The organism is uncultured Fibrobacter sp., assembly GCF_937877005.1.
GTDB lineage: Bacteria > Fibrobacterota > Fibrobacteria > Fibrobacterales > Fibrobacteraceae > Fibrobacter.
On record NZ_CALEFV010000281.1, the window covers coordinates 1 to 23,927 of the forward strand.

General features: G+C 51.9%; 25 protein-coding genes. 21 read left to right on the forward strand and 4 right to left on the reverse strand.

Translation table 11 applies throughout. The features are described 5' to 3' along the window. The 3 genes from Q0628_RS12430 to Q0628_RS12440 form a co-directional block, all read left to right on the forward strand. Positions 1–506, forward strand: a 506-nt coding sequence (locus Q0628_RS12430; protein WP_298771430.1) for an RNA methyltransferase, incomplete at its 5' end; no start/stop codon positions are given. Next, positions 506–1,399, forward strand: a complete 894-nt coding sequence (pyrF, locus tag Q0628_RS12435) for an orotidine-5'-phosphate decarboxylase (RefSeq protein WP_298771432.1) — start codon at positions 506–508, stop codon at positions 1,397–1,399. The genes Q0628_RS12430 and pyrF, both read left to right, overlap by 1 nt. A 41-nt stretch (positions 1,400–1,440) precedes the next feature. Further along, entirely contained in the window at positions 1,441–2,268 is an 828-nt protein-coding gene (locus tag Q0628_RS12440; protein WP_298771434.1) for a hypothetical protein, read from the forward strand. Positions 2,269–2,338: 70 nt separating this feature from the next. Here Q0628_RS12440 and Q0628_RS12445 read toward each other — a convergent pair whose 3' ends face one another. Further along, positions 2,339–3,115: a hypothetical protein gene (locus Q0628_RS12445; RefSeq protein WP_298771436.1), complete on the reverse strand. Its 777-nt coding sequence runs from the start codon at positions 3,113–3,115 to the stop codon at positions 2,339–2,341. Further along, on the reverse strand, positions 3,109–4,116 hold the full coding sequence (locus tag Q0628_RS12450; protein ID WP_298771437.1) for an MlaD family protein: 1,008 nt from the start codon (positions 4,114–4,116) through the stop codon (positions 3,109–3,111). The genes Q0628_RS12445 and Q0628_RS12450 overlap by 7 nt, the downstream gene beginning before the upstream one ends. A gap of 44 nt (positions 4,117–4,160) precedes the next feature. Here Q0628_RS12450 and Q0628_RS12455 point away from each other — a divergent pair, with 44 nt between their 5' ends. From Q0628_RS12455 to Q0628_RS12530, 16 genes are all read left to right on the forward strand, one after another. Next, positions 4,161–5,405: a M18 family aminopeptidase gene (locus Q0628_RS12455; RefSeq protein ID WP_298771439.1), complete on the forward strand. Its 1,245-nt coding sequence runs from the start codon at positions 4,161–4,163 to the stop codon at positions 5,403–5,405. A gap of 31 nt (positions 5,406–5,436) precedes the next feature. Continuing rightward, a complete protein-coding gene (locus Q0628_RS12460) occupies positions 5,437–5,886 on the forward strand; it encodes a GtrA family protein (protein ID WP_298771441.1) in 450 nt (149 codons plus the stop codon). 2 nt (positions 5,887–5,888) lie between these two features. Then, positions 5,889–7,529: an NAD(P)/FAD-dependent oxidoreductase gene (locus Q0628_RS12465; protein WP_298771442.1), complete on the forward strand. Its 1,641-nt coding sequence runs from the start codon at positions 5,889–5,891 to the stop codon at positions 7,527–7,529. A 4-nt stretch (positions 7,530–7,533) separates the two neighbouring features. Then, positions 7,534–9,297, forward strand: a complete 1,764-nt coding sequence (locus Q0628_RS12470) for a glycosyltransferase family 39 protein (RefSeq protein WP_298771444.1) — start codon at positions 7,534–7,536, stop codon at positions 9,295–9,297. Positions 9,298–9,354: 57 nt separating this feature from the next. Then, positions 9,355–10,086: a tetratricopeptide repeat protein gene (locus tag Q0628_RS12475; RefSeq protein WP_298771446.1), complete on the forward strand. Its 732-nt coding sequence runs from the start codon at positions 9,355–9,357 to the stop codon at positions 10,084–10,086. Further along, positions 10,086–10,814, forward strand: a complete 729-nt coding sequence (locus Q0628_RS12480) for a hypothetical protein (protein WP_298771448.1) — start codon at positions 10,086–10,088, stop codon at positions 10,812–10,814. The genes Q0628_RS12475 and Q0628_RS12480 overlap by 1 nt, the downstream gene beginning before the upstream one ends. A gap of 258 nt (positions 10,815–11,072) precedes the next feature. Then, a complete protein-coding gene (locus Q0628_RS12485; RefSeq protein ID WP_298771450.1) occupies positions 11,073–12,707 on the forward strand; it encodes an FISUMP domain-containing protein in 1,635 nt (544 codons plus the stop codon). Positions 12,708–12,709: 2 nt separating this feature from the next. Beyond that, on the forward strand, positions 12,710–13,831 hold the full coding sequence (locus Q0628_RS12490; protein ID WP_298771452.1) for an FISUMP domain-containing protein: 1,122 nt from the start codon (positions 12,710–12,712) through the stop codon (positions 13,829–13,831). Between the two features lie 396 nt (positions 13,832–14,227). Further along, the gene (locus Q0628_RS12495; RefSeq protein WP_298771453.1) at positions 14,228–15,616 is read left to right on the forward strand and encodes a DNA methylase; all 1,389 of its coding nucleotides are present in this window, start codon (positions 14,228–14,230) and stop codon (positions 15,614–15,616) included. A 31-nt stretch (positions 15,617–15,647) separates the two neighbouring features. Then, positions 15,648–15,857: a hypothetical protein gene (locus Q0628_RS12500; RefSeq protein ID WP_298771454.1), complete on the forward strand. Its 210-nt coding sequence runs from the start codon at positions 15,648–15,650 to the stop codon at positions 15,855–15,857. Positions 15,858–15,866: 9 nt separating this feature from the next. Next, a complete protein-coding gene (locus tag Q0628_RS12505) occupies positions 15,867–16,505 on the forward strand; it encodes a fibrobacter succinogenes major paralogous domain-containing protein (RefSeq protein WP_298771456.1) in 639 nt (212 codons plus the stop codon). Between the two features lie 66 nt (positions 16,506–16,571). Next, on the forward strand, positions 16,572–16,919 hold the full coding sequence (locus Q0628_RS12510; protein WP_298771458.1) for a hypothetical protein: 348 nt from the start codon (positions 16,572–16,574) through the stop codon (positions 16,917–16,919). A gap of 6 nt (positions 16,920–16,925) precedes the next feature. Continuing rightward, positions 16,926–18,881: a GTP-binding protein gene (locus Q0628_RS12515; RefSeq protein WP_298771460.1), complete on the forward strand. Its 1,956-nt coding sequence runs from the start codon at positions 16,926–16,928 to the stop codon at positions 18,879–18,881. Between the two features lie 430 nt (positions 18,882–19,311). Then, a complete protein-coding gene (locus tag Q0628_RS12520; protein ID WP_298771462.1) occupies positions 19,312–19,986 on the forward strand; it encodes a hypothetical protein in 675 nt (224 codons plus the stop codon). A 27-nt stretch (positions 19,987–20,013) separates the two neighbouring features. Continuing rightward, positions 20,014–20,175 carry a hypothetical protein gene (locus Q0628_RS12525; RefSeq protein ID WP_298771464.1) on the forward strand — a complete coding sequence of 54 codons (162 nt, stop codon included), beginning with the start codon at positions 20,014–20,016 and terminating at the stop codon, positions 20,173–20,175. Positions 20,176–20,204: 29 nt separating this feature from the next. Further along, positions 20,205–20,615, forward strand: a complete 411-nt coding sequence (locus Q0628_RS12530; protein WP_298771466.1) for an ATP-binding protein — start codon at positions 20,205–20,207, stop codon at positions 20,613–20,615. Between the two features lies 1 nt (position 20,616). Here Q0628_RS12530 and Q0628_RS12535 read toward each other — a convergent pair whose 3' ends face one another. After that, positions 20,617–21,507: a DUF58 domain-containing protein gene (locus Q0628_RS12535; RefSeq protein ID WP_298771468.1), complete on the reverse strand. Its 891-nt coding sequence runs from the start codon at positions 21,505–21,507 to the stop codon at positions 20,617–20,619. Positions 21,508–21,732: 225 nt separating this feature from the next. On the opposite strand from Q0628_RS12535, the gene nhaA reads away from it, so the two are divergent. Both nhaA and Q0628_RS12545 read left to right on the forward strand, forming a co-directional pair. Beyond that, positions 21,733–23,085 (forward strand): Na+/H+ antiporter NhaA, encoded by a 1,353-nt coding sequence (nhaA, locus tag Q0628_RS12540; protein WP_298771470.1) that lies wholly within the window; start codon positions 21,733–21,735, stop codon positions 23,083–23,085. 31 nt (positions 23,086–23,116) lie between these two features. Further along, the gene (locus tag Q0628_RS12545; RefSeq protein ID WP_298771472.1) at positions 23,117–23,437 is read left to right on the forward strand and encodes a GIY-YIG nuclease family protein; all 321 of its coding nucleotides are present in this window, start codon (positions 23,117–23,119) and stop codon (positions 23,435–23,437) included. Here the strand turns inward: Q0628_RS12545 and Q0628_RS12550 are convergent. Continuing rightward, on the reverse strand, positions 23,430–23,927 hold a 498-nt coding region (locus Q0628_RS12550), incomplete at its 5' end, for a TSUP family transporter (protein WP_298771474.1). The genes Q0628_RS12545 and Q0628_RS12550 overlap by 8 nt on opposite strands.

Here is a 23,927-nt window from a genome sequence, read left to right on the forward strand (position 1 = left end):
CCCGCATCGCAAGCAAGAAGCCGGTTTATGAATCTAGCCGCAGCGTGATTACGCTCGTGGATGCCGTGCAGGATCCGGGTAACCTCGGAACGATTTTCCGCACGAGCCTCGGCTTTGGTTCCGATGGTATGATTCTTGGCCGCGGTACCGTGAGCCCGTTCAACCCGAAGGTGGTGCGTGGTTCCTCGGGCACCTTCCTCCGCGTGCCTTTTGAATTTGATGTCGATCTCGTGGACCAGATCAACTTCTTGCGCAGCAAGGGTTACACCATTATCGCAACCGATTTGCATGCCAAGCAGTCCCTGCGCCAGATTCCTACGAACAAGCTTCGCAAGATGGCGTTCCTCGTAGGTAACGAAGGTGCTGGCACCAACCCGTACTTCATTGAACTCGCCGACGAAACGGTGAAGATCCCGATGAGCAGCGAACTCGAATCCTTGAACGTCGCAGTCGCTCACGGCATTTTGAGCTACGAAGCCGCCCAGATTCAAGAGGAACTTAAGTAATGAACTTCCAGGCTCGCTTAGAAGAACGTATCGCCAAGTGTGGTAACCCGATTTGCCTCGGCATGGATCCGGTCATGAAGCTGATTGACCCGTGCTGCTCCGAAGGGAGTGCCGAAGACAAGATCAAGCGTTTCTATTCCGAAATTCTGGAATGCTGTTTAAAGCGTAACGTGACGCCCGCCGTAGTCAAGCCGAACAGCGCCTACTACGAATGCGTGAGTGTGCAGGCGATGCTCGTGTTACAGCAGTTGATCGCCGATTACAAGAGCGCCGGTATTCCCGTTATTTTGGATGCAAAGCGTGGCGACATCGGTAAGTCGAGCGCCGCATACGCGACGGCTGCTTACGATGTGTACAAGGCCGACGCCGTGACGGTTTCCCCGTGGATGGGTGCCGATTCCGTAGGTCCGTTCATTCGTGAAAATTCCGAAAACGGTGCTTACGTGTTGCTCCGCACGAGCAACAAGGGCGCCCACGACTTCCAGGATTTGCCGGTGTCCCGTAGCGACGACCCGCGCGATGTTGCCGAAGCCTTCTATTCCGTGGCCGACAAGATCATGGAATGGGACGCTAATCTCGGTTATCTCGGTGCCGTCGTCGGTGCGACCCATCCCGAAGAACTTGAAAAAATTACGGCCTACACAGTTGCTCACAAGCATGAAATTCCGTTCCTGATACCGGGTGTGTCTATTCCTGGTGTTCCGGGCGGCCAGGGCGGTGACGCGAAGACCGTGCTTACGGCTATCGCCAATGGCGGTGGAAAGCGTAAGTTCCATGTGCTCAACAGCTCTAGCGGACTTAACTTTGCCTACCAGCGTAGCGGCAAGCCCGAAAACTTTGCGAACGATTGTATCGACGCCCTCGAGAAACTTGCCGAGGCCTGTCAGTTATAGACGAGAGAATGCTCGCAAGCTCTAGAAGAGAGACGAAAGACGTGCGTTATTTAGTTTGCCTCATATTTTCGATTGCGGTTATCGCGGCGGCTTTCCACTTCGCAAAGCCTCTTCCCGGAACGAACTTCGACGAGTCCTTTTTGCCTAAGGCTTCGTCCGTGAAGTTTGTTGCAGCAGGGCATGACGCATCGGTTGCCGGACTTTTCTGGATCAAGGGACTTACGGAACTTGGCGAAAGCTACCTAAGTGGAAAGGAATACGCATATCTCGGGCATGTGGCGAATCTTTCGACGGAACTGGATTCTCTCTTTTATACGCCGTACTACTTTGTGAGCGGTGTAGTGCCTGTGGATGCCAAGGACACCTCCGACCTGGTCGTGCTCCGCCGCGGGGTGAGACTGAATCCAGAGCGCTGGCGACTCGCTCTGGCTCTTGCCTTGCGTTTGGCGAATGGCCCCAGTTCCGACAAGAGGGCCGCAGCCGATGTGATGCGCCCGTATTTCGACAGTCCCGACAGTACGATTCCGGAACATATCCGTCTGTTGTACCGCTCGTTTGAACTGGATGCGGAACAGACGGAAACGGCTTTGGAGATGGTCGTGAACGACGTGCTGCAGCCTAGATTCAAAAAGTTCAGGAGCAGCTTCTACAACAAGGCGTTCCGAGTTCTTGGCTACAGGGGCCTTGGCGTTAAGGAAGGTGCTGATTCTACCAAGTTCAACGAGGTGAAGAATACGATTGACCTGCTTGCCGAAGGAAAGATTCATCCGCAGATAGCTTTCAATCATCTGCTGGCCCTGAAGAAGGTTGAGGCTCCGGAAGCGGACTCTACGACACTCGTGGCTACGGCTGACAGTTTGGCCAACTAGGAAATATTGAAAAATTTGAAAAGGGTCCCTTGAGACCCTTTCTTTTTTACGGTATTGCTACTTGATTGAGTTATTTAGCGCAGCGTTTCGAATTGTTCGGAAGGCCCATCAGCTCGAAGGCGTTTTTGCAACGGAGTTTCAGGTCGCTGGCTTCCTTCTTGGGGGTTGATTTCAGAAGTGAGCGATAATAGAGAATCGTGGCCGTGTTGTAGGGCTTGTTTGCCTTGATTGCCTTTGCTTCTGCGACTCGGTACAGGGAATCGGCTTCGCCGTTCCCGGTAAGGTCGGCAATGCGTGCTGCGGTGAACGCGTAGAATCCGCCCTTCTTGTCAGAGCGCTTGCCTGCCATCTTTAGCGACTCGTTTGCGAGGTCCATTTCACGATTGGCAGCCTGGGCGATTGCGCATTCCCCGTAAAAGGCTGCCTGCACGTTTTCATCGGCATTCTTGAGAATGTTCTTGTCGGTTCCGTCGCATAGCTTTACCGCTTCGCCATATTTTTCTTGTGCGTTCAGGAGAGTAATCTTTGTCTTGGCGAACTGCGCCTTCGTATTGTTGTCAAGTTCGTTTTCTCGGACAATCGAGAGGAGCGAGTCGGCGAGCGCAAAGTCGAGGCTCATGGTGCGGATCTGTGCCATGGCAATCAGCACGCGGCCTTCGGAAAGCAGGTCGGATTCCTTGCGGCTTGCGAGCAGAGCTCGTTCCAGTTGGCCGTATCCCTTGGCAAACTTGCCGTTGTCGAAGGACCTTTGCGCGCGGTAGGAGAGCACGCCCGAATCGGATGCCGTGGCGAGGGAGCCTGCTGCGAGTGCGGCTGCTAGGGCTACTTTCAGCTTGCGGACTACCATAGCGTCTCCACCATGAACGGTACGGAATCCTTGCTAGGCATGGACCTGCGTATGATCCACATGTTCGAAATGCCTGCCATGAGGTCGTCTGCGTTTTGCAGGGTCTGTTCGGTTGCTTCCATGAAGTCCGAGAGACCGCTGGTCACTGTTCCTACTTCATGCAGTAGCCCGTCAACCTTGCCGAAAGTATTGTCCATCTTGCCCATTAGGTTTTCGACATTGCCGAAGAGAGCATCGACCCTTTGCGGCATGGGCTTAAATTCGTTCATGAATCCCGTAACGTCGTCTGCGATGATGTCCACTTTGCCGAGTAGCACAGGCATCTGGTATTGCATGGTGTCAAGCAGGCCCGAAGTCTGGAATAGGACCTTCTTGCCGATAAATGTGATTTCGTCCAGTCGGGAGAGCTGTCTGTTCAGGTTGTCGTAAAGGGTTCTTGATCCGAATAGGGCTCCGATGGTGGTTCCAGTGTCCATGGCCATGCCGATGAGGGTGTCGGCCGCGTCAATTAGCTCGTTAACACGTCCAAGGAGTTCGTTTGCGGTTTCTAGGACAGTCTCGATATCTTGTGCCTGTCCGGGGGGGAGAAAGTCGCCGTCCTGCAAGACGCGTCCTTTTCCGCGGCGTACGTCGATATTGATGATACGGGCCGAAATCATGTTCTGGTCACGCATGGCGAACACTTGGGCGCTATCGGTAATCCATTCCTGGTATTGCTTGCGGATGATGAATTCCATCTTGACGCCGTCACCTTCGATTTCCATTTCACCGATCTGTCCGACGTCGACGCCGCTAATCTGGACGCGGGTGCCTGGGCGCAGGCCGAAAGCCTTCTCAAAGTTGCTGTGAAGGCGGTATTCTTCTACGCCGATCATTCCGGTAGAGAATAGCTTCGTATAAAGGACGAGGCAAAAAACCATGACTGATACGGTAAAGAAGATACCGACCAGCAAACCGGACACTTCCATCCAGTTGATTCTTTTTAATGGTTTTACTGCCATGGCAGATAATATATAAATATTTACCAATAACTATCTTTTTTTGTATGAATTTCTTTGAATTTTTGAATAATTCGGTGACTCCCTATCATACCGTCAGGGAACTCAGGACGATCTTGAGTCTGTCCCGTCAGGACGGCTTGCAGATATTTGAACGCGGAGGAGCCCTGATTGCGGTTAGGACTCCGCAGAAAGTTTCGAAGGAATCGAGGTTCCGTATTGCCCTTGCGCATACGGATTTCCCGACCTTGAAAATTTCGCCGAACCCGGATGGTATGGCAGCGGGAATCCGGACGCTCCATCCGGAAATTTATGGTAGCCCGCTTTTCACGAGCTGGCTTGATCGAGACCTAGGGTACGGGGGATTGCTTGCTTACGAAAAGGGCGGCTCCGTGGAAACGAAGGTCTTCCGCGGCGAAAAACTGTTCCGCATCCCGCAGTTGGCGGTTCATCTGAATCGTGGAGTGAATCAGGACGGCCTGAAGATCAACCCCCAAACAGACCTGGATGTGTTGTGGGGCGCCGGAATGGGGCAGAAATTTGAGGAGACTCTTCGACGGGAATTGCCGGATGGAGCAAATATCCTTGATTTTGATGTCCAGCTGTTCGATGCGCAGCCTGCTCAGCTTGGCGGCTTTGATGACGAATGGATTTTTTCGGGACGTCTCGATAATCTTAGTAGTTGTCATGCGATTGCCGAGGCTTTTGCCACAGCCCCTGCCCTTGAAAAGGATTTCCAGGTGGCTGCGTTCTTCAACAACGAGGAGGTCGGTTCCGAGACTCGCGAAGGCGCTGCCGGAAATTTCTTGAAGAGCGTACTTGACGAGATCGTTAATATGTCGATGCGGGCCGAAGACAATGCAGTTCATCTTTCGTCTCTCGTCTGTAGCGAGCTTGCGGGCGTTCTCTCGTCTAGCTTTGCCCTTTCTATCGACATGGCGCATGCGGTTCATCCGAATTTCGTTCAGAAGCATGAACAGCGTCACGCACCGATTCTCGGTGGCGGCATTGTATTAAAAATGAATTCGCAAAAGCGCTATGCGAGCGATGTATATTCGAATGCCCGATTCAAGCTGCTTTGCAAACAAAGTAACATCCCGTTCCAGTCCTTTGTAATGCGAAACGATATGCCCTGCGGATCGACTGTGGGACCGACCATATCGGCAAGCCTCGGGATTCCGACGGTCGATATAGGCGAACCGATGTTCAGTATGCATAGCATTCGCGAAATGACGGCTAAAAAAGATCATGAATACATGATTCAGCTTGTTAAGGCGTTTTATAGCACCTAGGAATGGGTATTTTTATTACATTTAAGGAGACATGCTTACCGATAAAATAAAGATGCTGCATGATAAGTTCCCGCGCAAGTCCCTGATGGGGCAGTTCCTGCGGTACCTAGTTACAGGAGGTCTTGCCTTTGTCGTGGATTTTGGGCTGTTTGCGCTTTGCCTTTATTCTTTCGGGTGGCATTATTTAGTGGCAAACCTGACCGGTCTTGTGGCGGGCCTCGTGCTGAATTATGCCTTGAGCATTGTCTGGGTGTTTACGGCCTGCGAACGTACGCTCGAAAAAAGGAAAATGACCGAGTTTGCGCTGTTTGCGTCTGTGGGATTCGCTGGTGTCGGAATAAATCAGCTTCTGATGTTTATAATGGTCGGACAGCTTGGCATGAACGAGTTGGCGTCCAAGATAGTTGCCGCTGTTCTGATATTGATGTGGAATTTTGGAGCGCGTAAACTGATGCTGTTCCGGAAAAAGAAAGCGGAGTGATTATGGAAGAGAAGAAGATTGCCGTGATTGCAGGTGCTGGCCCGGCTGGCCTTACTGCAGCTTTGGAACTTTTGCGTACGACGGATGTGAAACCCGTGATTTTCGAGGCCGAAGATGTTATCGGCGGCATTTCGCGCACGGCGCGTTACAACGGCAACCGCATGGATATCGGTGGTCACCGCTTTTTCAGCAAGAGCGATACGGTGATGGACTGGTGGCAGGGAATACTCCCGCTGCAGGGTGCCGCTAGCAAGGACGACATTGCCATTGGTCGCTCAGTTCCCTTGAATCAGGGTGGTCCCGATCCCGAAAAGACGGATTATGTGATGCTCTGCCGCAGTCGCCTTTCGCGCATCCTTTTCTTACGCAAGCTCTTTGACTATCCAGTTTCGTTGAACGGCGACACCATCCGTAATCTCGGACTTTGGCGCATGTTCAAGATTGGCATGAGCTATCTCAAGGTGCAGCTGCTGCCCGCCCGCAAAGAAAAAAGTCTCGAAGACTTCATGATCAACCGCTTTGGCGTGGAACTCTACCGCACATTCTTCCGCGATTACACCGAGAAGGTGTGGGGCGTGCCGTGCAGCAAGATCAGCCCCGACTGGGGCGGCCAGCGCATCAAGGGCCTCTCGATCACCAAGACCGTGGTGCACGCGCTCAAGCAGATTTTTGCCGGCAAGAAGAAGACTGAAGCTGGTGCCGCGAATGGTGCGGACATTCGCCAGAAGGATACCGAGACAAGCCTCATCGGGCAGTTTCTTTATCCGAAATTCGGACCGGGCCAGCTCTGGGAAACCGTTGCCGAGAAGGTGCAGGAAATGGGCGGCGAAATCCGCATGAATTCGAAGGTCGTGGGCGTAAATCGTTCCGATGATGGCAAGCTTGTAAAAAGCGTTGTTGTAGAAAGCATGGGTTCCGACGGCGTTGTGCTGCGCGAAACCGTACCCTGCGATTATTTTCTTAGTACCATGCCAGTCAAGGAACTTGTCGTTGCCATGGATAATGAAAGAATGCCGGTTCCCGCTGAAGTCAGGCGAGTGTCTGACGGTCTCGTGTATCGCGACTTCATTACAGTGGGTCTACTCCTGGACAAGTTGCTCATTAAGAATCCGGCAAAGCCTGGCACTCCCGAAAGCAAGCTCAAGTTCGTGGCTGATAACTGGATTTATGTGCAGGAATCCGATGTGAAGCTTGGCCGCATCCAGATTTTCAACAACTGGAGCCCCTACCTGGTGGCAGACCCGAGCAAGGTCTGGATAGGCCTTGAATACTTTGCGACCGAGGGCGACGAAATGTGGCGCATGCCGGATGCGGACTTTATCAAGTTCGCGATTGCGGAACTTGACAAGATTGATGTGGCTCGTCCAGATGCTGTGCGCGATTCCGTGGTGTTCCATATCAAGAAAGCTTATCCCGCTTATTTCGGCACTTATGGGGATTTTAACAAAATTCGTGAATATGTGGATCCGATCGAGAACCTTTTCCTGATGGGTCGTAACGGCATGCACAAGTACAACAACATGGACCACAGCATGCTCGCTGCCATGGAAGTTGTCAGGTGCATTCGTGAAAATTCTACGGACAAGACCGCGCTCTGGAATGTGAATAGCGAAGAAGAATACCACGAAGGAAAAAAGGCCTAGGCTGATGATTCCGATGAAGAAATTCCTGAAAATTTTTAGACTGCCGGAATTCTATATAGTCGCGCTTCTTGCCGCATGCGTTGTCGTGAATGTCTCCATGCGAGTTACTGTCAAAAATGTTGTCTTGATAGAAAAAGGGAATATTGAAAAGACCTCGATTCCAGTAACCAAGAAAATGCGCGAAGGTGAGTATTTTCAGGTGGACCTGGATATTGAAAATCCGTATGGCGTGTCGTATGACTTGAAGGTTGTCCCGGATGACTGCGCCGAAGATATTGTCGTGAATGGGCAACAGGTAAATGTCCGAAACCTTCCTGGCCGTTGCGATTTTTCAAAAGGATTCCTATTGTCGGATTCTTTGCTCTCGAACTATCGGGTAGGCGGCAAGACGCACTATTCGTTTTCTCTTAGGAACAATGGTGGAAACGCCGGCCTGAATCTTTTCGTTTACCAAGTTTCGGCGGCTTCGAAAGTTGTCAATGTTCTCGCAATCGGTCTGTTTGCCTTGCTTTGTCTGGTAATTGCTCGCCGGTTTAAGTTTGGCTGGGGAATTGCGCTCTTGATTTTGTTTGGAGTCGTTTTTAGGACGACTTTCTATGCGAATGTGCCATACACTACTTATTCAAACGATGTCGATGGACATGTTGCTTATGTACAGTATGTTGCCGAAAAGCATGCTGTTCCCGGTGTGGACGATTGCTGGACCTGTTATCATCCGCCCGTATACTATGTATCGGCTGTGCCCTCATTTGTTTTGGGTGAGTGGCTTGGCGTTTCTTGTACGACAGGCCTGCAGATGTACAGCCTGGTCCTCTCGGTAGTCACGCTCTTTTTGGGAATTCTTTTCTTGAGAACCTTCCTGACCGGTAGCGCATTCGGTGTTGCATCGCTCCTGTGGACATTATGGCCGCTTATGATTTTGGTGTCGCCGCGTATCGGCAACGATCAGATGTTCTACATGCTGCATGTACTTTGCCTTTGGGGTGGTGCGTGCTATTTGAAGGACGGTCGCGGTAAGTATCTGATTGTCGCAGTGATTGCTTCGGCTCTTGCGATGTGGACCAAGACGACTGCCGTGGTGACGCTAGGGGTACTTCTGTTGTTTGCTCTATTTGGCTATGTGCGGAACGGGCGTTCACTGAGACCGTCGAAATCTGAAATGGTGTCGTGGATCATGCTCGTATTGCTGCTTGTCGGAATCGTGCTGCAGAAAATGTTGGGCGGTTCCGATCTGGTGGGCAATGCGAGCGGTCTCAATTCGAAACTGATTGTCGGTAACGAGGCCTTCAACTATATTTTCTTTGATTTGAAGTCTTTTGTGATTCACCCCTATACAAGTGCGTGGAACGAGGAATGGGGACGCGAATTCTTCTGGAACTATTCCTTTAAGTCGGCGATGTTTGGTGAATTCGAACTGGTGCGGACGCAGACGGGACGGACTCTTGCCACCTTGATGAGCGTGACATTCCTTGGTTTGCTCGTGTATGCGGTGCGGGGATTTTGGAAATCGAAAATGAACGCGATACGCTGGATTCTTTTGTTGCAGACGGTGGCGTTCTTTGCGGCCCTGATGTTCCTACGTATCAAGCATCCGTACTCGTGCAGCAACGATTTCAGGTACATTGCTCCGGCTTTGCTGGGCTTTATTCCCTTCGTGGGACTTGGTATCCAGGTGGAGGGTGCTTCTGTCAAGTGGAAGGTCCTTGGATATGTCATGGTTCTCGGATTTGTCTTGAGCACCGTGATTTTGTATATTCTTGCTATGTAGAAGGGTTTTCTACATCGTTGCGAGCCTGTTAGGGCGAAGCACTATGGAAGAATGAGAATGCGTTTTTTATTGATTTGTGTATGCCTGCTGTCGGTAGGCCTGTGGGCGCGCCCCATTAACGACGGCAATAAACTGTTCAAGAACGGCGACTATGCCGGAGCGCTCGAAAAGTATATGAAGGCCCGCGAGGCCGAACCCGCGAATCCGCTATTGTTCTACAATATTGGAACGTGCCAGTACAGGCTCGGCAATTACGAAGAAGCCAAGAAGGAACTCGAAAGCGCCGTGCGCATGCCCGACAAGAAAATGGCGGCAAAGGCGGCCTATAATTTGGCTAATACGCATTTCCGTATTGGTGAAAAGGCGGCCGAAGGAAGCGAACGCATAGCTGCATGGCGCGAATCGGTTGCCTACCTGAAAAAGGCGATTGACCTCGACAACAACTTTGAAAACGCGAAGAAGAACGTAGAAATTGTGCAGCGCAAGCTGAAAGAAGAACTCGACAAGCAGAAACAGAACCAGGACCAGAATCAGGATAACGACCAGAAACAGCCGCCGCTTTCCGAGAAGGCGAAGGAAGTCCTGGCGCGAGCACTCCAGCTTTGCAAGGATGGCAAGTATGCCGAAGGCAAGGAGATGCTCGAGAACCTTATTGCCGAGGACGAGACTGCGGGTCAGCTGAGTGGACACGTGCAGCGCATCGACGACGTTATCGAAATCAAGGCGGGCAGGAAGCCCAAGGCGAAGATTGACGCGAGCAACACCGACAACGACCTGGAGGTGATCTGATGAAAATTCAGAATTCAGATTTTAGACTCCAGAATTGTCATTGCGAGCGGAGCGAAGCAATCCATTTTTGCGGTATGATGTTCCTTGCTGTTTTGCTATTGTCGGTGGCGGCCTTTGCCGCCCCGAAGTCGGCGAGTGCCTACTACAGCGATGCCGCCTTCCAGTACATCGAAAACCGCCTGCCCTCTGCCGAAATTACCTGCAACGAAGGCTTGCAATACTACCCGAACGACCAAAAGCTGCAAATGCTCCTGGACCGTATTCACGAGGCCAAGGACGAGCAGAAGAACGAGAACAAGAAGAACGACAAGAATCAGGATAACAACCAGGACCAGAATCAAGATCAAAACCAGGATAAGGATCAGCAGGATCAAAATAAGGACCAGCAGAACCAGGATCAGAATGGCGATGGCAATTCCAGCGGTTCCGAGAGTTCTTCGAGTGCTTCCGATGACCAGAACCAGAATGGTGGCGGACAGTCCAGCAGTTCGGATGCGGGAAGCTCCGACAGCGAAGGCGGGGCGCAGCCTGAACCGCAACCTGAGCAGCCGCAGGAAAATTCCAGCGATAGCCAGGGTGGTGAGGAACCCCAGGAACAGCCTGTGCCGATGGGCGAGATGACTCCCGAAGAAGCGGCGCAACTCCTGAAGGATTTCGACGAGCAGAACGGCGAACGCAAGCCCTGGAAACCTATCCGCGGTCAGGCAAGACCTGCCAAAGACTGGTAAGGCGAGCGCCGCAGAAAAATGCTTGCATTTTTCTATGGCCGAGCCGCCGAGTCTTGCGCGAAGCGCAACGACTGGTAAGGCAGGCTTTTGATACCCGCAAGGTCTTGCGCTTGTAAAGCGCAACGACTGGTAAGGCTGGCTTTTGATACCCGCAAGGTCTTGCGCTCAACGAGCGCAACGACTGGTAAGGGTATCAAGCGGGAGCCGCGACGGCGATACAAATAAATTACATTTGGGTCGAATTGCATAGGAGGAAATGTGGTCTGGTTTCTCGCCTTGTTCTCATTTTTATTTGTCGTTGGTTGCGGAAGTGACGTTTCGTTCGAAAAAGAAAACCTTCCGGAATCAGTTGCCGGAATAGCGGATCTTCCCGATTGCGATGACAATTACGAAGGTGACGAGGTCTTTGTAGAAGACCTCTCTATGAAATTTCGTTGTGAAGACGGCTTGTGGGAAGATGCGACGAAGGAGTCGTCCAAGAAAACATCCAGTTCGTCAAAGAAGCAAGGCAAGGACAGCTCTTCTTCAACTTCTAGTTCGTCAGCTTCCAGTTCATCAAAAGGTTCTAGTCACGGCAGGTCCTGTGACAAATGTTATATCGACGGCGGCATTCTGAAAGACGAGCGTGACGGAATCAAGTACAAGACGGTCGTCATCAACGGCAGACGCTGGATGGCGGAGAACCTGCGCTATGTCCCGGAAAACCTTCGGGATTCCGTCAGCTGCTATATGGATTCTGCAAAGTTCTGTGATAAGTACGGCCCGATGTATCCGTATTCTGCGAAGGGTGTTTCATGGTACTTGGATGTTGAGGATGTGTTTGACAGTCATCCTTTCCCCTTCAAGGGAAGTGTTTGTCCCGAAGGCTGGAGTGTGCCGAACACCGATGATTGGAACAGTTTGTTTGCGTATGTCAAGGAAATAGAGACTGGGGGAGATTCTACGGTGTGGCTTAGGGATTACCAGTCGCTTTGGGATGCATCGTGGCATTATAAAGACTCTCGATCGGAATACAGGGGCAATAATGCTTTGGGGTTCAGCATTTTGGGCGAAAACTTCCAGGATACTACGGTTGCATATCCTTACGCGTGGCCTGTTTTCTGGGTTGATCTGAGTGGTCCTTCGAATTTCCGAGACGCAAAGGGTATAACGTTCGATATGACGCTTACGATAGGAGGATGGTACGAACAATATGATTCTGGGGATGACGAAAAGCGAGCGTTCATCCGCTGCATAGAAAACGTTCCGGAGGATGCTCCCGAAATCGCCTTTGATTCCATTGTAGACAAACGCTATGGCGACAAGTACAAGGTTGTAAAGATAGGTACCCAATGGTGGATGGCGGAAAATCTGCGATTCAAGGAAAATGCGGAACTGTGTCATCCCTATTCCGATAATAAGTATATCAAGGACGAATGCCATTATCCCGTCGGGATTCCTGAAGGATACTCTAAGGATATTTGCCCCGAAGGATGGCTTGTCCCTACGATAGGGGATTGGTACAATCTGTTGTATTATGTCGCTACCCATAATGGGGACGAGCCTATATGGGCAAGCCTCATCGATACGGCTTATTGGGAATCTCTGCCGGACAGCTTGAAACATTCCGACTATAACTTCGGAATGAATATAAGGGCGGCAGGGGAGTATTCTAGATATCCTTATCGCGGAGAAGGAGGCTCTGTTTTTTCTGGCGGCAATCGTGCGTCTTTTTTGACGCGAACCGTATTATGTGAAATGCAGGGGTTTAGCTGTTACGACTATGTTCCTGTCCCGTACATTTATATTGACGAACCATCGCCTAGTCTTTATTTTTCTCGATATGGGGAAAATAGTTTTGATGAGTTGGGGTATTCCGTCCGTTGCATCAAGGAAGGTACAGGAGAAGAATGAGCATGAAAATACTTTTGAAATTATTCCCACTGTTCCTCTTGCCGATGCTTGCAGCCTGTGACGAAGAAGTGAACACGATATCGCCCGAATACGCGCACGATGATGTTAAATCTGCAAAGGATTTGCCCAAGTGCAAGGAATCCTTGCGCGGCACGACGTATTATGTCCAGGACGAGAACATGAAATACGAGTGCAATGGCTCGAAATGGATCGAGGAAATCGCAGTCGAAACGAAATCTTCTGCCCAAAGCAGTTCCAGTTCGTCTAAGGGGGATTCCGGCAAGGATTCTTCGGGCAGTGAAGAGTCTTCCAGCTCAGAAAAGTCTTCCAGCTCGGACAAGGCTGAATCTTCCAGCAGCGCCGAATCCTCCGGCGGTACGAAATCTTCCAGCAGTGTCTATTTTACGATCAAGCTGTGGGGCGAGTGCACTGCGGAACGCGAAGGAGAAAGGCGTATGCAGGATGACTCTTTGGAAATAAACTATGAACGCGAATTCATTTGCGAGCCTCCCCGCTGGAGGAGGATGGTGGCGTACGACTATCCTCTCGAAGAAATGTTCAATCCGGATGTCGAATATGGAACGCTGAAGGATTCCCGCGACGGGAATACCTACAGGACGGTCGTTATCGGCAATATGGAATGGATGGCCGAAAATCTCCGCTACAAGATTCCGGGCGATACCGTGTTCGATACTGGGGCGAACTGTTTTCGTCATCAGTTGAGGTATTGCAAGACGGGCGGATACCTGTATAGCATTGACGACATGACGAAAGCTTGCCCCAAAGGCTTTAGCTTGCCAAACGAGACCGTTATCAGAAAGCTGGCCGATTCGGTCAACTATGAATCTGCGAGGGTCTCGAAGGCTTGGTATAGCCAAGAAGACACTGTGATGCACTATACGAATGCTTCGGGACTTACCGTACTACCGGAGGATTGGTATGATGCACCTACTTACTGGATGCTTGGTTATACGTCTTATTCCAATGACGGCTATACTTATAGGGACATACATGTCTATTTTTCCATAGGCTATCCCAAAAAAGAGGGAGAGCCGTACTGTGATGGCGCCGAAAAATGCCACTACATTCGCTGTTACAGACCCCTCGGGGGCGAAGAAGAATAAACGCTAGAGCACGGTCGCGGAGGCTTTTTTTGTATAGCCTCCAGGCTTCGCCGCTCAAGAACGATTTGTCAAGCATGGCGCCCATTTCGGGGAGGTGCGCGCCAGTGTCCTTGATGAACTTTACGGCCCGCTTTTCGATAATGCCGATGTGGTCGGTGAAATCAACGAGGCCAAGGAACTCGTGAAAAAATCCAAGCGAATAAAGAAATAAAAATGCGGTCAGGAGCGTTGATTTCTGTCGTGTCCAGATGTACTGGAAGCCAATTGGGAACGCGCTGCGTTCCCAATTGAACTGGTTTCAATATAAGATGCTTATTGCTATTTCTGACCCCGACAAGCGCGAGTATTACGAGCTTGAGGCGGTGAACAATTCCCGCCTTTTGTATATTTCCCATTATGCCTTCTCGCACTTACGCGGCCATTGACCTCAAGTCGTTCTTTGCCTCGGTGGAATGTATCCTCCGGGGGCTTGACCCGCTGAAGGCGAAGCTTGTGGTGGCCGACGAGAGCCGCACCGAAAAGACGATTTGTTTGGCGGTGACGCCTGCGCTCAAGGCTTACGGGATTCCGGGCCGTGCGCGGCTTTTCGAGGTGAACCAGAAGGTGCGCGAGGTGCTGCGTCGTACGGGTGAAAAGATCGAATTTACCATCGCGAAGCCGCAGATGGCGAAGTACGTGGAGTATTCCACGAAGGTGTACAATGTCTACCTGAAGTACGTGAGTGCCGAAGACATTCATGCGTATTCCATCGACGAATGCTTTCTGGACTTGACGAAATACCTGAAGTTGTACAAGAAGACTGCACGGGAATTGGTGAAGACGATTATTCAAGATGTCTTTGCGACCACGGGAATTACGGCCACGGGCGGAATCGGGACGAACTTGTACCTTTGCAAGATTGCGATGGACATAATGGCGAAACATGTGGAAGCGGATGCCGACGGCGTGCGCATCGCGGAACTGGACGAGATGAGTTACCGCAGGCAGCTTTGGTCGCACAGGCCGCTCACGAGTTTTTGGCAGGTGGGGCGCGGCATTGCGGAGCGCCTGGAAAATTGCGGGCTGAATGCGGGGCGCGGCATTTACACGATGGGCGATATTGCCCGCGTGAGTGTGAAGAATCCTGAAGCGTTGTATAAGTTGTTCGGTGTGAATGCGGAGATTCTGATTGACCACGCCTGGGGTTACGAACCCTGCACCATAGCCGATATCAAGAAGTCAAAGCCGCGGAACAGGAGTACGGGCGAAGGCCAGGTGCTGCAGGACCCGTACCCGTTTGACAAGGCGCGTCTCGTGGTGCGAGAAATGGTCGATACGGTTTCGATGACTTTGATTGCGCACGATCTGGTGACAAACGCGATGGTGCTCACGGTGGGTTATGACCGCGAAAACGTGGACAAGGGAATTTACCACGGCGTGACCGTGACGGATTTTTACGGACGCACGATTCCAAAGCCAGCTCATGGCACGGCAAGCATCGGCTATTATACCAGCTCGCAGTCGGTGATGGCCGATGCGGTCATGAAACTTTTTGACCGCATCGTGGACCCGAAACTGACGGTGCGTCGCCTGAACCTGGTGGCCGCCGATATCGTGGATGCAAGTCACGAACAGTACGACCTGTTTACCGACGTGCAGAAACAGGAAAAAGAAAAGAAGCGCCTGAAGGCGGAACTCCTGATTAAGAAACGCTTCGGCAAGAATGCGATTGTGAAGGGAATGGATTTGCAAGAAGGTGCCACCACCATTGAACGCAACGGACAAATCGGAGGACATCGTGCCTAATTGATGATTGACGATTGATAATGGATGATTGATGATTGATGATTATAAAGACATAATAGACTTGCCGTATCCGCGAAACGACTGGAATTTTATGATGAAGCATCCGCGCATGAATGTGGAAGACCGCGCAAAGATTTTCCACCCGTTTGCGGCACTCCGCGGACATGCCGAGGCGCTTGACGCGACGGCTGAACGCAAGCAGGATGCCGTGGCGAACGAATTGACTTTGGAAGATTTTTAAATTGGGACCATGATGAAATTCCTGACGATTCCTATCATTCTAATTCTTGTTTTTTCAAACCTCTCCTTTGCGAAACCGGCGAAGGTGGCGAAGTCCGCCAAAACGGTGAAAGCGTCCGAGTTCAGGGACTCGCGCGACAAGCAGAAGTATCGCCTGGTAAAAATTGAAGGTCGAGAATGGTTCGGTGACAATCTGAATTTTAAGACCGAAGGGGCCTACTGTCTGGATGATGATGAAAACAACTGCATGGCCTATGGCCGTCTTTACACATGGGATGCCGCCAAGAAGGCATGCCCCGCGGGTTTCCGCTTACCGGATCAGGCGGATTTTGAGAGTTTGTGGACGGCGGCGGGTGCCGATTTCAATGCGGGTTACCTGATTAAGACGACCTATGGCTGGAAGGGCGAGACAAACGGGAACGATACGCTCAAGTTCTCGGCGATGCCGGCGGGCAATCGTTTTGATGACGAGACCTATGGCAACCTTTCGAAATTCGCTTTTTTCTGGAGTTCTGATGATTCGCTCGAAGGTATTGATCCGGGCTCTGCCCGTGTGTGGTATTTGACGAACAAGTCTATGGCTTTTGGCTACACCTCTAGGGCGAAAATTTTCGGTTTTTCGGTGCGCTGCGTGCGTAACGCCAAGTAGCCAGCCTTTCCTGCGGTGGGGCATTTTGCTAAATTACGGATAGGTTCCCTTTTTCCTGAGGTCAGTATGAGTCTTGACGAAGAACGTATCCGTGAGCTCCAGCGTAAGGACGCAGAACATGATGCACGTCTGGATATGCAGAAGGAAAAGGATTTCGAACACGATGTCCGTATCGATGCACTTTACAGCAAGGGTCGTGAACAGGATTTCAAGCTGAAGGCCTATGCGGCCAAGGATGCGGAACACGACTTTCGTCTGAATTCGGTCGATTCAATCAATATGCAGCAGGATTCCGAACTGCATCGTCAATCCGAAAAGGACCGAGAACATGATACGCGGCTGGACCGTCTGGAAAAGATATGTGCTGAATTGGCCGCGCGTGTAGAAACTCTTGAAACCCTGCTGAAAAAGTAGGTGCAGATGTCGCAGGTCATTCGCAATATCGCCATCCTCGCCCATGTGGATGCCGGAAAGACGACTCTTTCCGAGCGAATTCTTTTTACGGCGGGGGAGGTGAGACGCCCCGGTAAGGTGGAGGAAGGCCTCGCGACGATGGACTACCTGCCCGAAGAGAAGGACAGGGGCATTACGATCGAGAGCGGAGTCGCGCATTTCGAGTGGAAAAACACCTGGTTCAATTTTATCGACACCCCGGGGCATGTGGATTTTGGCGCCGAGGTTGATACCGCACTGACGGCGGTCGAAGGCGCCGTTCTCGTGGTGAGTGCCGCGAGCGGAGTCGAAACTCAGACCGTCGCCGCGTTCCGCAAGTTGCGCGAGGCGGGAGTCCGGACACTCCTGTTTATCAACAAGTTGGATAATCCCGATTATTCGCTAGACGAGACCTTGATCAATATCGAGGAGGTGCTGGGCGTGCGTCCGGTACTCATGACGCTTCCTGAATTCAGCAATGGCAGGATGGATGCCGTAATCGACGTGCTGAGTAGGAGCCGACTTGTGCATTCCGATTCGGGTGAAGAGGTGGTTGACGAGAGTTGGCCGCAGGATGGCGAGGTAAGCGAATCAACCCAAAAGATGAAGAAACATTATGCTGAGGCGGTCGAGTTCGCGAGTAACTTCGATGACGAGGTTCTGAAACTTGCGCTCGAAGGGAAATCGGTTCCTCCCAAGGTTCTTTTGCGTGGGCTCAAGGAGCTGGCCAAGAGCGACGATTATGCGCTCTGTTATGCAGGCTCTGCGATGGAAGGATTCGGTGTGCGTAGCCTAGTGACGGCATTATCGTTTTTCTTGCCGGAAGTTCCCGAATTTGGAGCGAATGAACTTGGTCAGGTCATCCGTTTGCGGCACTTTAAGGGCGTGGGCGAAATATCGCTTTTTCGTAGCCATACGGACATGGAACGCAAGGCGTGGCCGGCCGGTTTTGAATTTTCGAGGCTCAAGGCGAATCTGCTTTTGCCGGTGGATGAGATTCGCACGGGTGACATTTACGCGATGCGGAGTCCCTTCGAGACCGAGCTTGGACAGACTATATATATAGACGAAAGGCGAGAGGCGAAAGACGAAAAAGTTGAAGGACAACCATCGATTCGCGAAAGATACCAGCCCCTGTTGCAGACTCGCGTGGAATGTCTTGGTTCCGAAGATTACCTGCATGTAGAAAAGAGCCTTGGCATGCTCGCCCGTATGGATCCGAGTTTTCGCGTGCAGAAGGACGATGGCGGTTTCTGGTACCTGCATACGGTGGGCGAGGTGCAGCTGGATGTGCTTTTGTCCCGGCTGAAGCGTGAGTTCGGTTGCGAGGTGCGGGCAGGGAGTCCCGAGGTGCGCTGGCAGGAACGCCTTTGTCGCGAGGTCGGTCCTGTCGAGAATTCCTTCCAGCTTGGTCCCCACAAGATTTCCATCAGACTTTCGGCGGTGCCGCTCGAGGGGGATGCGCACGATATCCGTCTGTCGGCAGAGTTCTTGGAGACTGCTCCCCGCGAAATTTTGGCGGGTGTGCGCTCGGCGCTTCTGGAGTCGACCGAAATTGGCGTCTTGGGGAAGGGGGCCCTGGTTGGGGTCCGTTTCGAGGTGCACGAATTTACCTGGACCGAGGGCGCTCTCCCGCCCATGATCAAGAAGGCGTGTGCCGATGCCGTTACGAAGCTCATCAGGCCTGGCGACATTGAACTTTTTGAGCCGGTAATGGAACTTTCGCTCGAATGTCCCGTGAATTTTGCGGGGCTTGTCACCGGTGACATCCAGTCTCGTGGCGGAAAGGTCAAGGAAATTGGTGGAGATGGCAGGACGCATATGCTGAAGGCCGAGGTCCCGCTGCAAAAGATCTTCGGTTATGCGACGGATGTCCGGAGCATTAGCAAGGGAACGGCCCTTTATAGTATGAAACTGCTTGGGTACAGGACTACTAACCCCTAATTTTGGGGTACCTCTAAGAAAAAGAATTATAATTTTTCCGGAGCGAACTTGTACTATATTTGTGGTGCTCGATTAGAATCGACTTTTCCTTTTGACAAATGGAAAAGAAAAATCGATAAGTGGGTATGAGTTCTATCAAATTTCTACCTCCTTCACTTCAAAAACAAAAAGAAAAATTTATAAATATTGAAGCTTCAAAATTCGTTGAGGCTTTACTATATTTGTTATCTCATTTTCGGTTTTTTGAAAATGACGTATGGAGGTTTGTTTTGTATACTCATTCTTCCCGCTATCCTCAATTAAATAAAGGCAACTTATTAATGGAGCCTATCAAATAACGCGCTAATTCTAGCCGTTTTATTTGGGAATATTTGCCCTTTGATTACTTCAAAGGGACTTTCACTGTCGTCTATCGACAAAAGGAGTATTTATGAATAGTCAGGAAGTCACCGCCCTCGTTACCATCGCCCACGAGGATACCTCCTATAGCGGGGAAGCCCGTTATGCAGCCATCGCAAACCTGTGGCCTATCTACGAAGCCAGACTCATGAAGCATGCGTTCTTCATGTTCGAAAAGATTCAGCCGGATTTCAGCATGAGGGAGCTTAGCACCGATGGATTCCGCGCGGAACTGTCCTGCATGGTCTACGAGATCTTCGCGGCCGCCGTCATGAAGTACGACGAATCAAAGATGGCCTCTCTCGAGACTTTCGTCAAGAATGAAATCTGCTGGCGTTTTCTGGACGAAAAACGCGAAAATTCGAACCGCTGCGCTCACGAAGTCGTCACGGATATCTTTCCGTGCGATATTGACGACGAGGATGGCCTGGCGGGTCAGCCTGTCGCTGATGAAAGTGATAGCATGGACGGGTGGAAGGATCTCGTGTCCATTGCCGCCAAGGCTCTTGGAACCGATGAGCAGCTGCTAGACTTTTTCAAGAAGCACCTCGATACCCTTGAACGTTGTGACCGTGGCGAGGAATCCGAAACGGCGAGGGTCCTGGGGGTTTCGCGGATGACTGTCTATAACCGCCTAACGAAGATCCGTGGCGTCCTGAAGTCCAAGAACCTGGACCGTGAATTCAAGCGCCTGCTGGCGGCGTAGTTTGTCTGGTCGCATTGAGTAAACTCGATGGCGACGGGTTTTAGCGAGGATCGTGTCAAGCGGCTTCTGGGAAGGGACGGTGTGCTACGAAAGCTTGGACTATGCTCCGAGGATTTCGAGTTGCCTCTAGAACTATTGTTCTACCTGAACGGCTTTAGCGACAGTACGGGACTCTGGGCCGTAACCTGATTGTTCGCCGCGCGAGTGACCTGCTTGGCATGTACGTGGGGCAGACCGAAGCTCAAATTGCCGAGGCGTTCGACGAGACCGAGCGTACTCGGTCGATTCTGTTCTTCGACGAGGCGGATAGTTTTCTACGCGACCGTTCCGGCGCGATGCAGGGACATGAGGTCTCGAAGGTGAACGAAATCCTCACCCGGATGGAGAACTTCAAGGGAATATTCATCGCGGCGACGAACTTCGACAGTTCGCTAGATGCTGCGAGTCGCCGGCGCTTTGCGCTAAAACTTGGTTTCGGTTACTTGAAGCCAGATGGTGTCAGGGAAATCTGGAAGGTCTTTTTTCCGTCGGCGGAATGTCCAGCTTCGGTGGCGAACATGTCCATGCTCACGTCGGGCGTTCGATGGGATTCTAGGAATAAGTGCGACCTGCACGGTTTCTTTTTTTGAATTATGAGCGATTCTGTTTGGCTCTACGCCTGAAATGCTCGATGAGCGGGGCGACCGTTTCCTTGAAGTCGTCGTGCGTCTCGATGCGCACGAAGTCGATGGACATGCGCTGGAACAGTTCCTTGGTCGCCTTGCCCTGGCGCTTTGCCTCGCGGGCGAACGCCTCGCGGAAGGCGGCATCGCCGGTATCAATCAGAAGCGTCTCCCCGGTCTCGGGATCTTCGAGTTCCACGAGGCCTGCGGGCGGCAGTTCCATTTCGCGCGGGTCAACGACGGAGACGGCAAGCACGTCGTGGCGCTTGCGGAGAATCTTGAAGGCGTTCTCGAAACCTTCGTCCAGGAAGTCGCTCATCACCACGACCACGGCACGGCGGTTCAGAATCTTGCCGGCATATTCCAGCGCCACCTGCGTGTTCGTGCCGTGGTGCTGCGGCTTAAAATAAAGAATTTCACGAATCAGCCGCAGCACGTGCTTACGTCCCTTCTCCGGCGGAATGAAGAGTTCGACCTGGTCGGTGTAAATCAGCAGGCCGACCTTGTCGTTGTTCTTGATGGCCGCGAATGCGAGAAGCGCTGTCAGAGTAGCCATGACTTCGCCCTTCATCTGCTTGCCTGAACCGAATTCCGAGCTGCTGGAAGCGTCGACCATCAAAAGCATGGTCATTTCGCGTTCTTCGATAAATTTCTTTACATAAGGCGTGCCGGTACGTGCCGTCACGTTCCAGTCGATAGTACGCACATCGTCGCCAGGCATGTACTCGCGGACCTCGCTGAATTCCATGCCGTTTCCCTTGAACGAACTATGGTAGGCACCGGTCATCACGGTGTCGAGCGTGCCGCGAACGGAAAGTTCAATGCGGCTAACGGTCTTCAAAACTTCTTTATCTAGCATCTTAAAGTCTCTTTTACGCCAAGAATATACAAAAAATCCCCCAAAAAGGCTATATAGGCTGTCGGGGGCGTTACGGTGGCCTCCCCACCCAGGTCATTCATGTATAAAGTTGGGCGGTTTGTCGAATAAATCGCGAAAAAGTACGGTTTTGGGCAGTCGTTTTAACAAAAAATGATTATTTTGTTAGGCGTAAGGCTGAATCACTCAACCAACTGACAGGTAGCTATGTCTGCAAAAGTAACAAGCAGCGATAAGATTGAAGATTTGTTCCCGGAAACATCCATCCGCAAGATCATCACGCCAGTGGAACGCCTGATGAAGGTGGAAACGACTGGCGGTATCGTTCTGATTATTATGACGATTGCGGCTCTTTTGTGGGCGAACCTTTCTCCTGAAAGTTACCATCACTTTTGGCACTTGCCCATCGCGATGACGATCGGTAGCTGGGTGGGGTCTGCGGACCTGCACTGGTTCATCAACGATGCGATGATGACGATTTTCTTCTTCAATATCGGCCTTGAAGTCAAGGGCGAGATGACCTACGGCGAACTTAGGAACCCGAAGGCGGCGAGCCTCCCGATTATTGCAGCGGCGGGCGGTATGCTTTTCCCCGCGCTGATTTACTTGGCTCTGTGCCCGCACGGGGCAAACAGTGCCGCGCACGGCTGGGGAATCCCGACAGCGACGGATATCGCATTCGTGGTGGGCTGCATGGCGATTCTTGGAAAGAAGGTGCCGCATGCGCTCCGCGTGATGATCTTGACACTCGCGATTGCCGACGACATCGGCGCGATCTTGGTGATTGCGATTGGTTACCCAAGCGGCGATGGAATCAACTTCCTTGCGCTGGGCGCCGGATTTGCGCTGCTTGCGTTGATCAACGTGCTGTTCCGCATCGGTGTCCGCAACATGTTGCTGCACGGCGTGATCGGCATTGCCGTGTGGGCGTTCTTCGTAAAGAGCGGCGTGCACCCGACCATTGCGGGCGTGCTGCTCGGACTCTCGGTGCCGGCAAAGCCCGTGCTCGCGAAGGGCAAATTGGCCAACTTTGCAGGAAGTGTCGGCAGCAAGCTTTCGGGCGAAACGAACGACCGCAACGAACAGTACGAAGTGTTTACGCTGCTGAAGCGCGGCGCCCGCGAAAGTATCTCGATGCAGGAACGCCTGTTCAAGCCGCTCGTGCCGTGGGTGAACTTCTTCATTATGCCGCTCTTTGCGCTCAGTAACGCCGGCGTTGAAATCAAGCTCGGCGGCGTGGAAGTGCCCGTGATGGGTGCGGTGGCGCTTGCATTAATCTTCGGCAAGCCGATCGGCATTTTCCTGTTCAGCCTGTTGGCGGTGAAGATTGGCGTGTCGGTAAAACCGAGCTATAGCTGGAAGGTGCTGTGGGGCGGCGGCATGCTCGCGGGTATCGGATTTACGATGGCGCTCTTTGTGGCAAGCCTCGCCTTCGATGTAGGCGACCGTCAGGATTCTGCGAAACTCGGCATTCTGCTCGGGAGCTTCTGTGCAGCGATTCTTGGCACCATCTACATGAGCATCGTGTCGAAGGCGCATCACGAAGATCAAGAAAACTAGTCTCGACCGAAAGGTGGCTCACTTTGTCTACATGCTCCGTTGTGCGGGAGACCGTATCTATACGGGGTATGCAGTCGATGTCGAAGCTCGTTTCAAACAGCATAAATCTGGCAAAGGAGCCAAGTTTACCAAGGCGTTCCCGCCGCAATGCGTTTTAAGGAAATTTGAACTGAACAGTCGCGAGGAAGCACTTCGCCTGGAGGCGCGTATCAAGAAACTGCCCCGTCCACAAAAGGAGTTGCTCGCTATAGGTGACGAGGCTTTGACTGTAGAACTGCTTGCGGGCCTAGGCGAAACACTTGAAGAAAGTCGAGCCCGCATGCGCTGCGAAAAGCGGAAAAAGGTTATTTAATAATCAAATCCACAACGAGCGCAATGGCCATGGCGATGCTGCAGACGCTGATGAATCGCTGGATAAACTTGTTCCCTTTCTTACGCTGAGTGAAGCTGCCGAGGTAGCCGCCGAACCAGGCGCCCGCTGCCATGATGATGGCGATAGGCCAGTTTATTTTGCCTGAGATGCCGAGAGTGATGGTGCTTATTAGCAAAAAAACATTGGTGAGCGCGTTCTTGATTGCGTTCACATGGATGGGGCCGAGGCCGGTGTAGCGTGTAAGGCCAAAAATTTGTACGAAGCCTACGCCGACTTGCACGATGCAGCCGTAGATGGCGATTGCAAAAAAGCCGAAAGCTCCCTTGAGCGTGAGCTTTTTCGGAGGTTCTGCAGGAGGCTTGCCGAGAATATCCTTATATGGACCTCCCGGTCTTTCAGCACGTACATAGCCGATGCCGCCGTCCCCATCGGCATACATATCGTTGCCGCAGATGAACAGATAATAATA

Excerpts from the sequence above, each read along its gene's own strand:
- pyrF (WP_298771432.1), top strand. The coding sequence starts at position 506 with ATGAACTTCCAGGCTCGCTTAGAAGAACGTATCGCCAAGTGTGGTAAC.
- Q0628_RS12445 (WP_298771436.1), bottom strand. The coding sequence starts at position 3,115 with ATGGTAGTCCGCAAGCTGAAAGTAGCCCTAGCAGCCGCACTCGCAGCA.
- Q0628_RS12450 (WP_298771437.1), bottom strand. The coding sequence starts at position 4,116 with ATGGCAGTAAAACCATTAAAAAGAATCAACTGGATGGAAGTGTCCGGT.
- Q0628_RS12455 (WP_298771439.1), top strand. The coding sequence starts at position 4,161 with ATGAATTTCTTTGAATTTTTGAATAATTCGGTGACTCCCTATCATACC.
- Q0628_RS12460 (WP_298771441.1), top strand. The coding sequence starts at position 5,437 with ATGCTTACCGATAAAATAAAGATGCTGCATGATAAGTTCCCGCGCAAG.
- Q0628_RS12465 (WP_298771442.1), top strand. The coding sequence starts at position 5,889 with ATGGAAGAGAAGAAGATTGCCGTGATTGCAGGTGCTGGCCCGGCTGGC.
- Q0628_RS12470 (WP_298771444.1), top strand. The coding sequence starts at position 7,534 with ATGATTCCGATGAAGAAATTCCTGAAAATTTTTAGACTGCCGGAATTC.
- Q0628_RS12475 (WP_298771446.1), top strand. The coding sequence starts at position 9,355 with ATGCGTTTTTTATTGATTTGTGTATGCCTGCTGTCGGTAGGCCTGTGG.
- Q0628_RS12480 (WP_298771448.1), top strand. The coding sequence starts at position 10,086 with ATGAAAATTCAGAATTCAGATTTTAGACTCCAGAATTGTCATTGCGAG.
- Q0628_RS12490 (WP_298771452.1), top strand. The coding sequence starts at position 12,710 with ATGAAAATACTTTTGAAATTATTCCCACTGTTCCTCTTGCCGATGCTT.
- Q0628_RS12495 (WP_298771453.1), top strand. The coding sequence starts at position 14,228 with ATGCCTTCTCGCACTTACGCGGCCATTGACCTCAAGTCGTTCTTTGCC.
- Q0628_RS12500 (WP_298771454.1), top strand. The coding sequence starts at position 15,648 with ATGATTGATGATTATAAAGACATAATAGACTTGCCGTATCCGCGAAAC.
- Q0628_RS12505 (WP_298771456.1), top strand. The coding sequence starts at position 15,867 with ATGATGAAATTCCTGACGATTCCTATCATTCTAATTCTTGTTTTTTCA.
- Q0628_RS12510 (WP_298771458.1), top strand. The coding sequence starts at position 16,572 with ATGAGTCTTGACGAAGAACGTATCCGTGAGCTCCAGCGTAAGGACGCA.
- Q0628_RS12515 (WP_298771460.1), top strand. The coding sequence starts at position 16,926 with ATGTCGCAGGTCATTCGCAATATCGCCATCCTCGCCCATGTGGATGCC.
- Q0628_RS12520 (WP_298771462.1), top strand. The coding sequence starts at position 19,312 with ATGAATAGTCAGGAAGTCACCGCCCTCGTTACCATCGCCCACGAGGAT.
- Q0628_RS12525 (WP_298771464.1), top strand. The coding sequence starts at position 20,014 with ATGGCGACGGGTTTTAGCGAGGATCGTGTCAAGCGGCTTCTGGGAAGG.
- Q0628_RS12530 (WP_298771466.1), top strand. The coding sequence starts at position 20,205 with ATGTACGTGGGGCAGACCGAAGCTCAAATTGCCGAGGCGTTCGACGAG.
- Q0628_RS12535 (WP_298771468.1), bottom strand. The coding sequence starts at position 21,507 with ATGCTAGATAAAGAAGTTTTGAAGACCGTTAGCCGCATTGAACTTTCC.
- nhaA (WP_298771470.1), top strand. The coding sequence starts at position 21,733 with ATGTCTGCAAAAGTAACAAGCAGCGATAAGATTGAAGATTTGTTCCCG.
- Q0628_RS12545 (WP_298771472.1), top strand. The coding sequence starts at position 23,117 with ATGCTCCGTTGTGCGGGAGACCGTATCTATACGGGGTATGCAGTCGAT.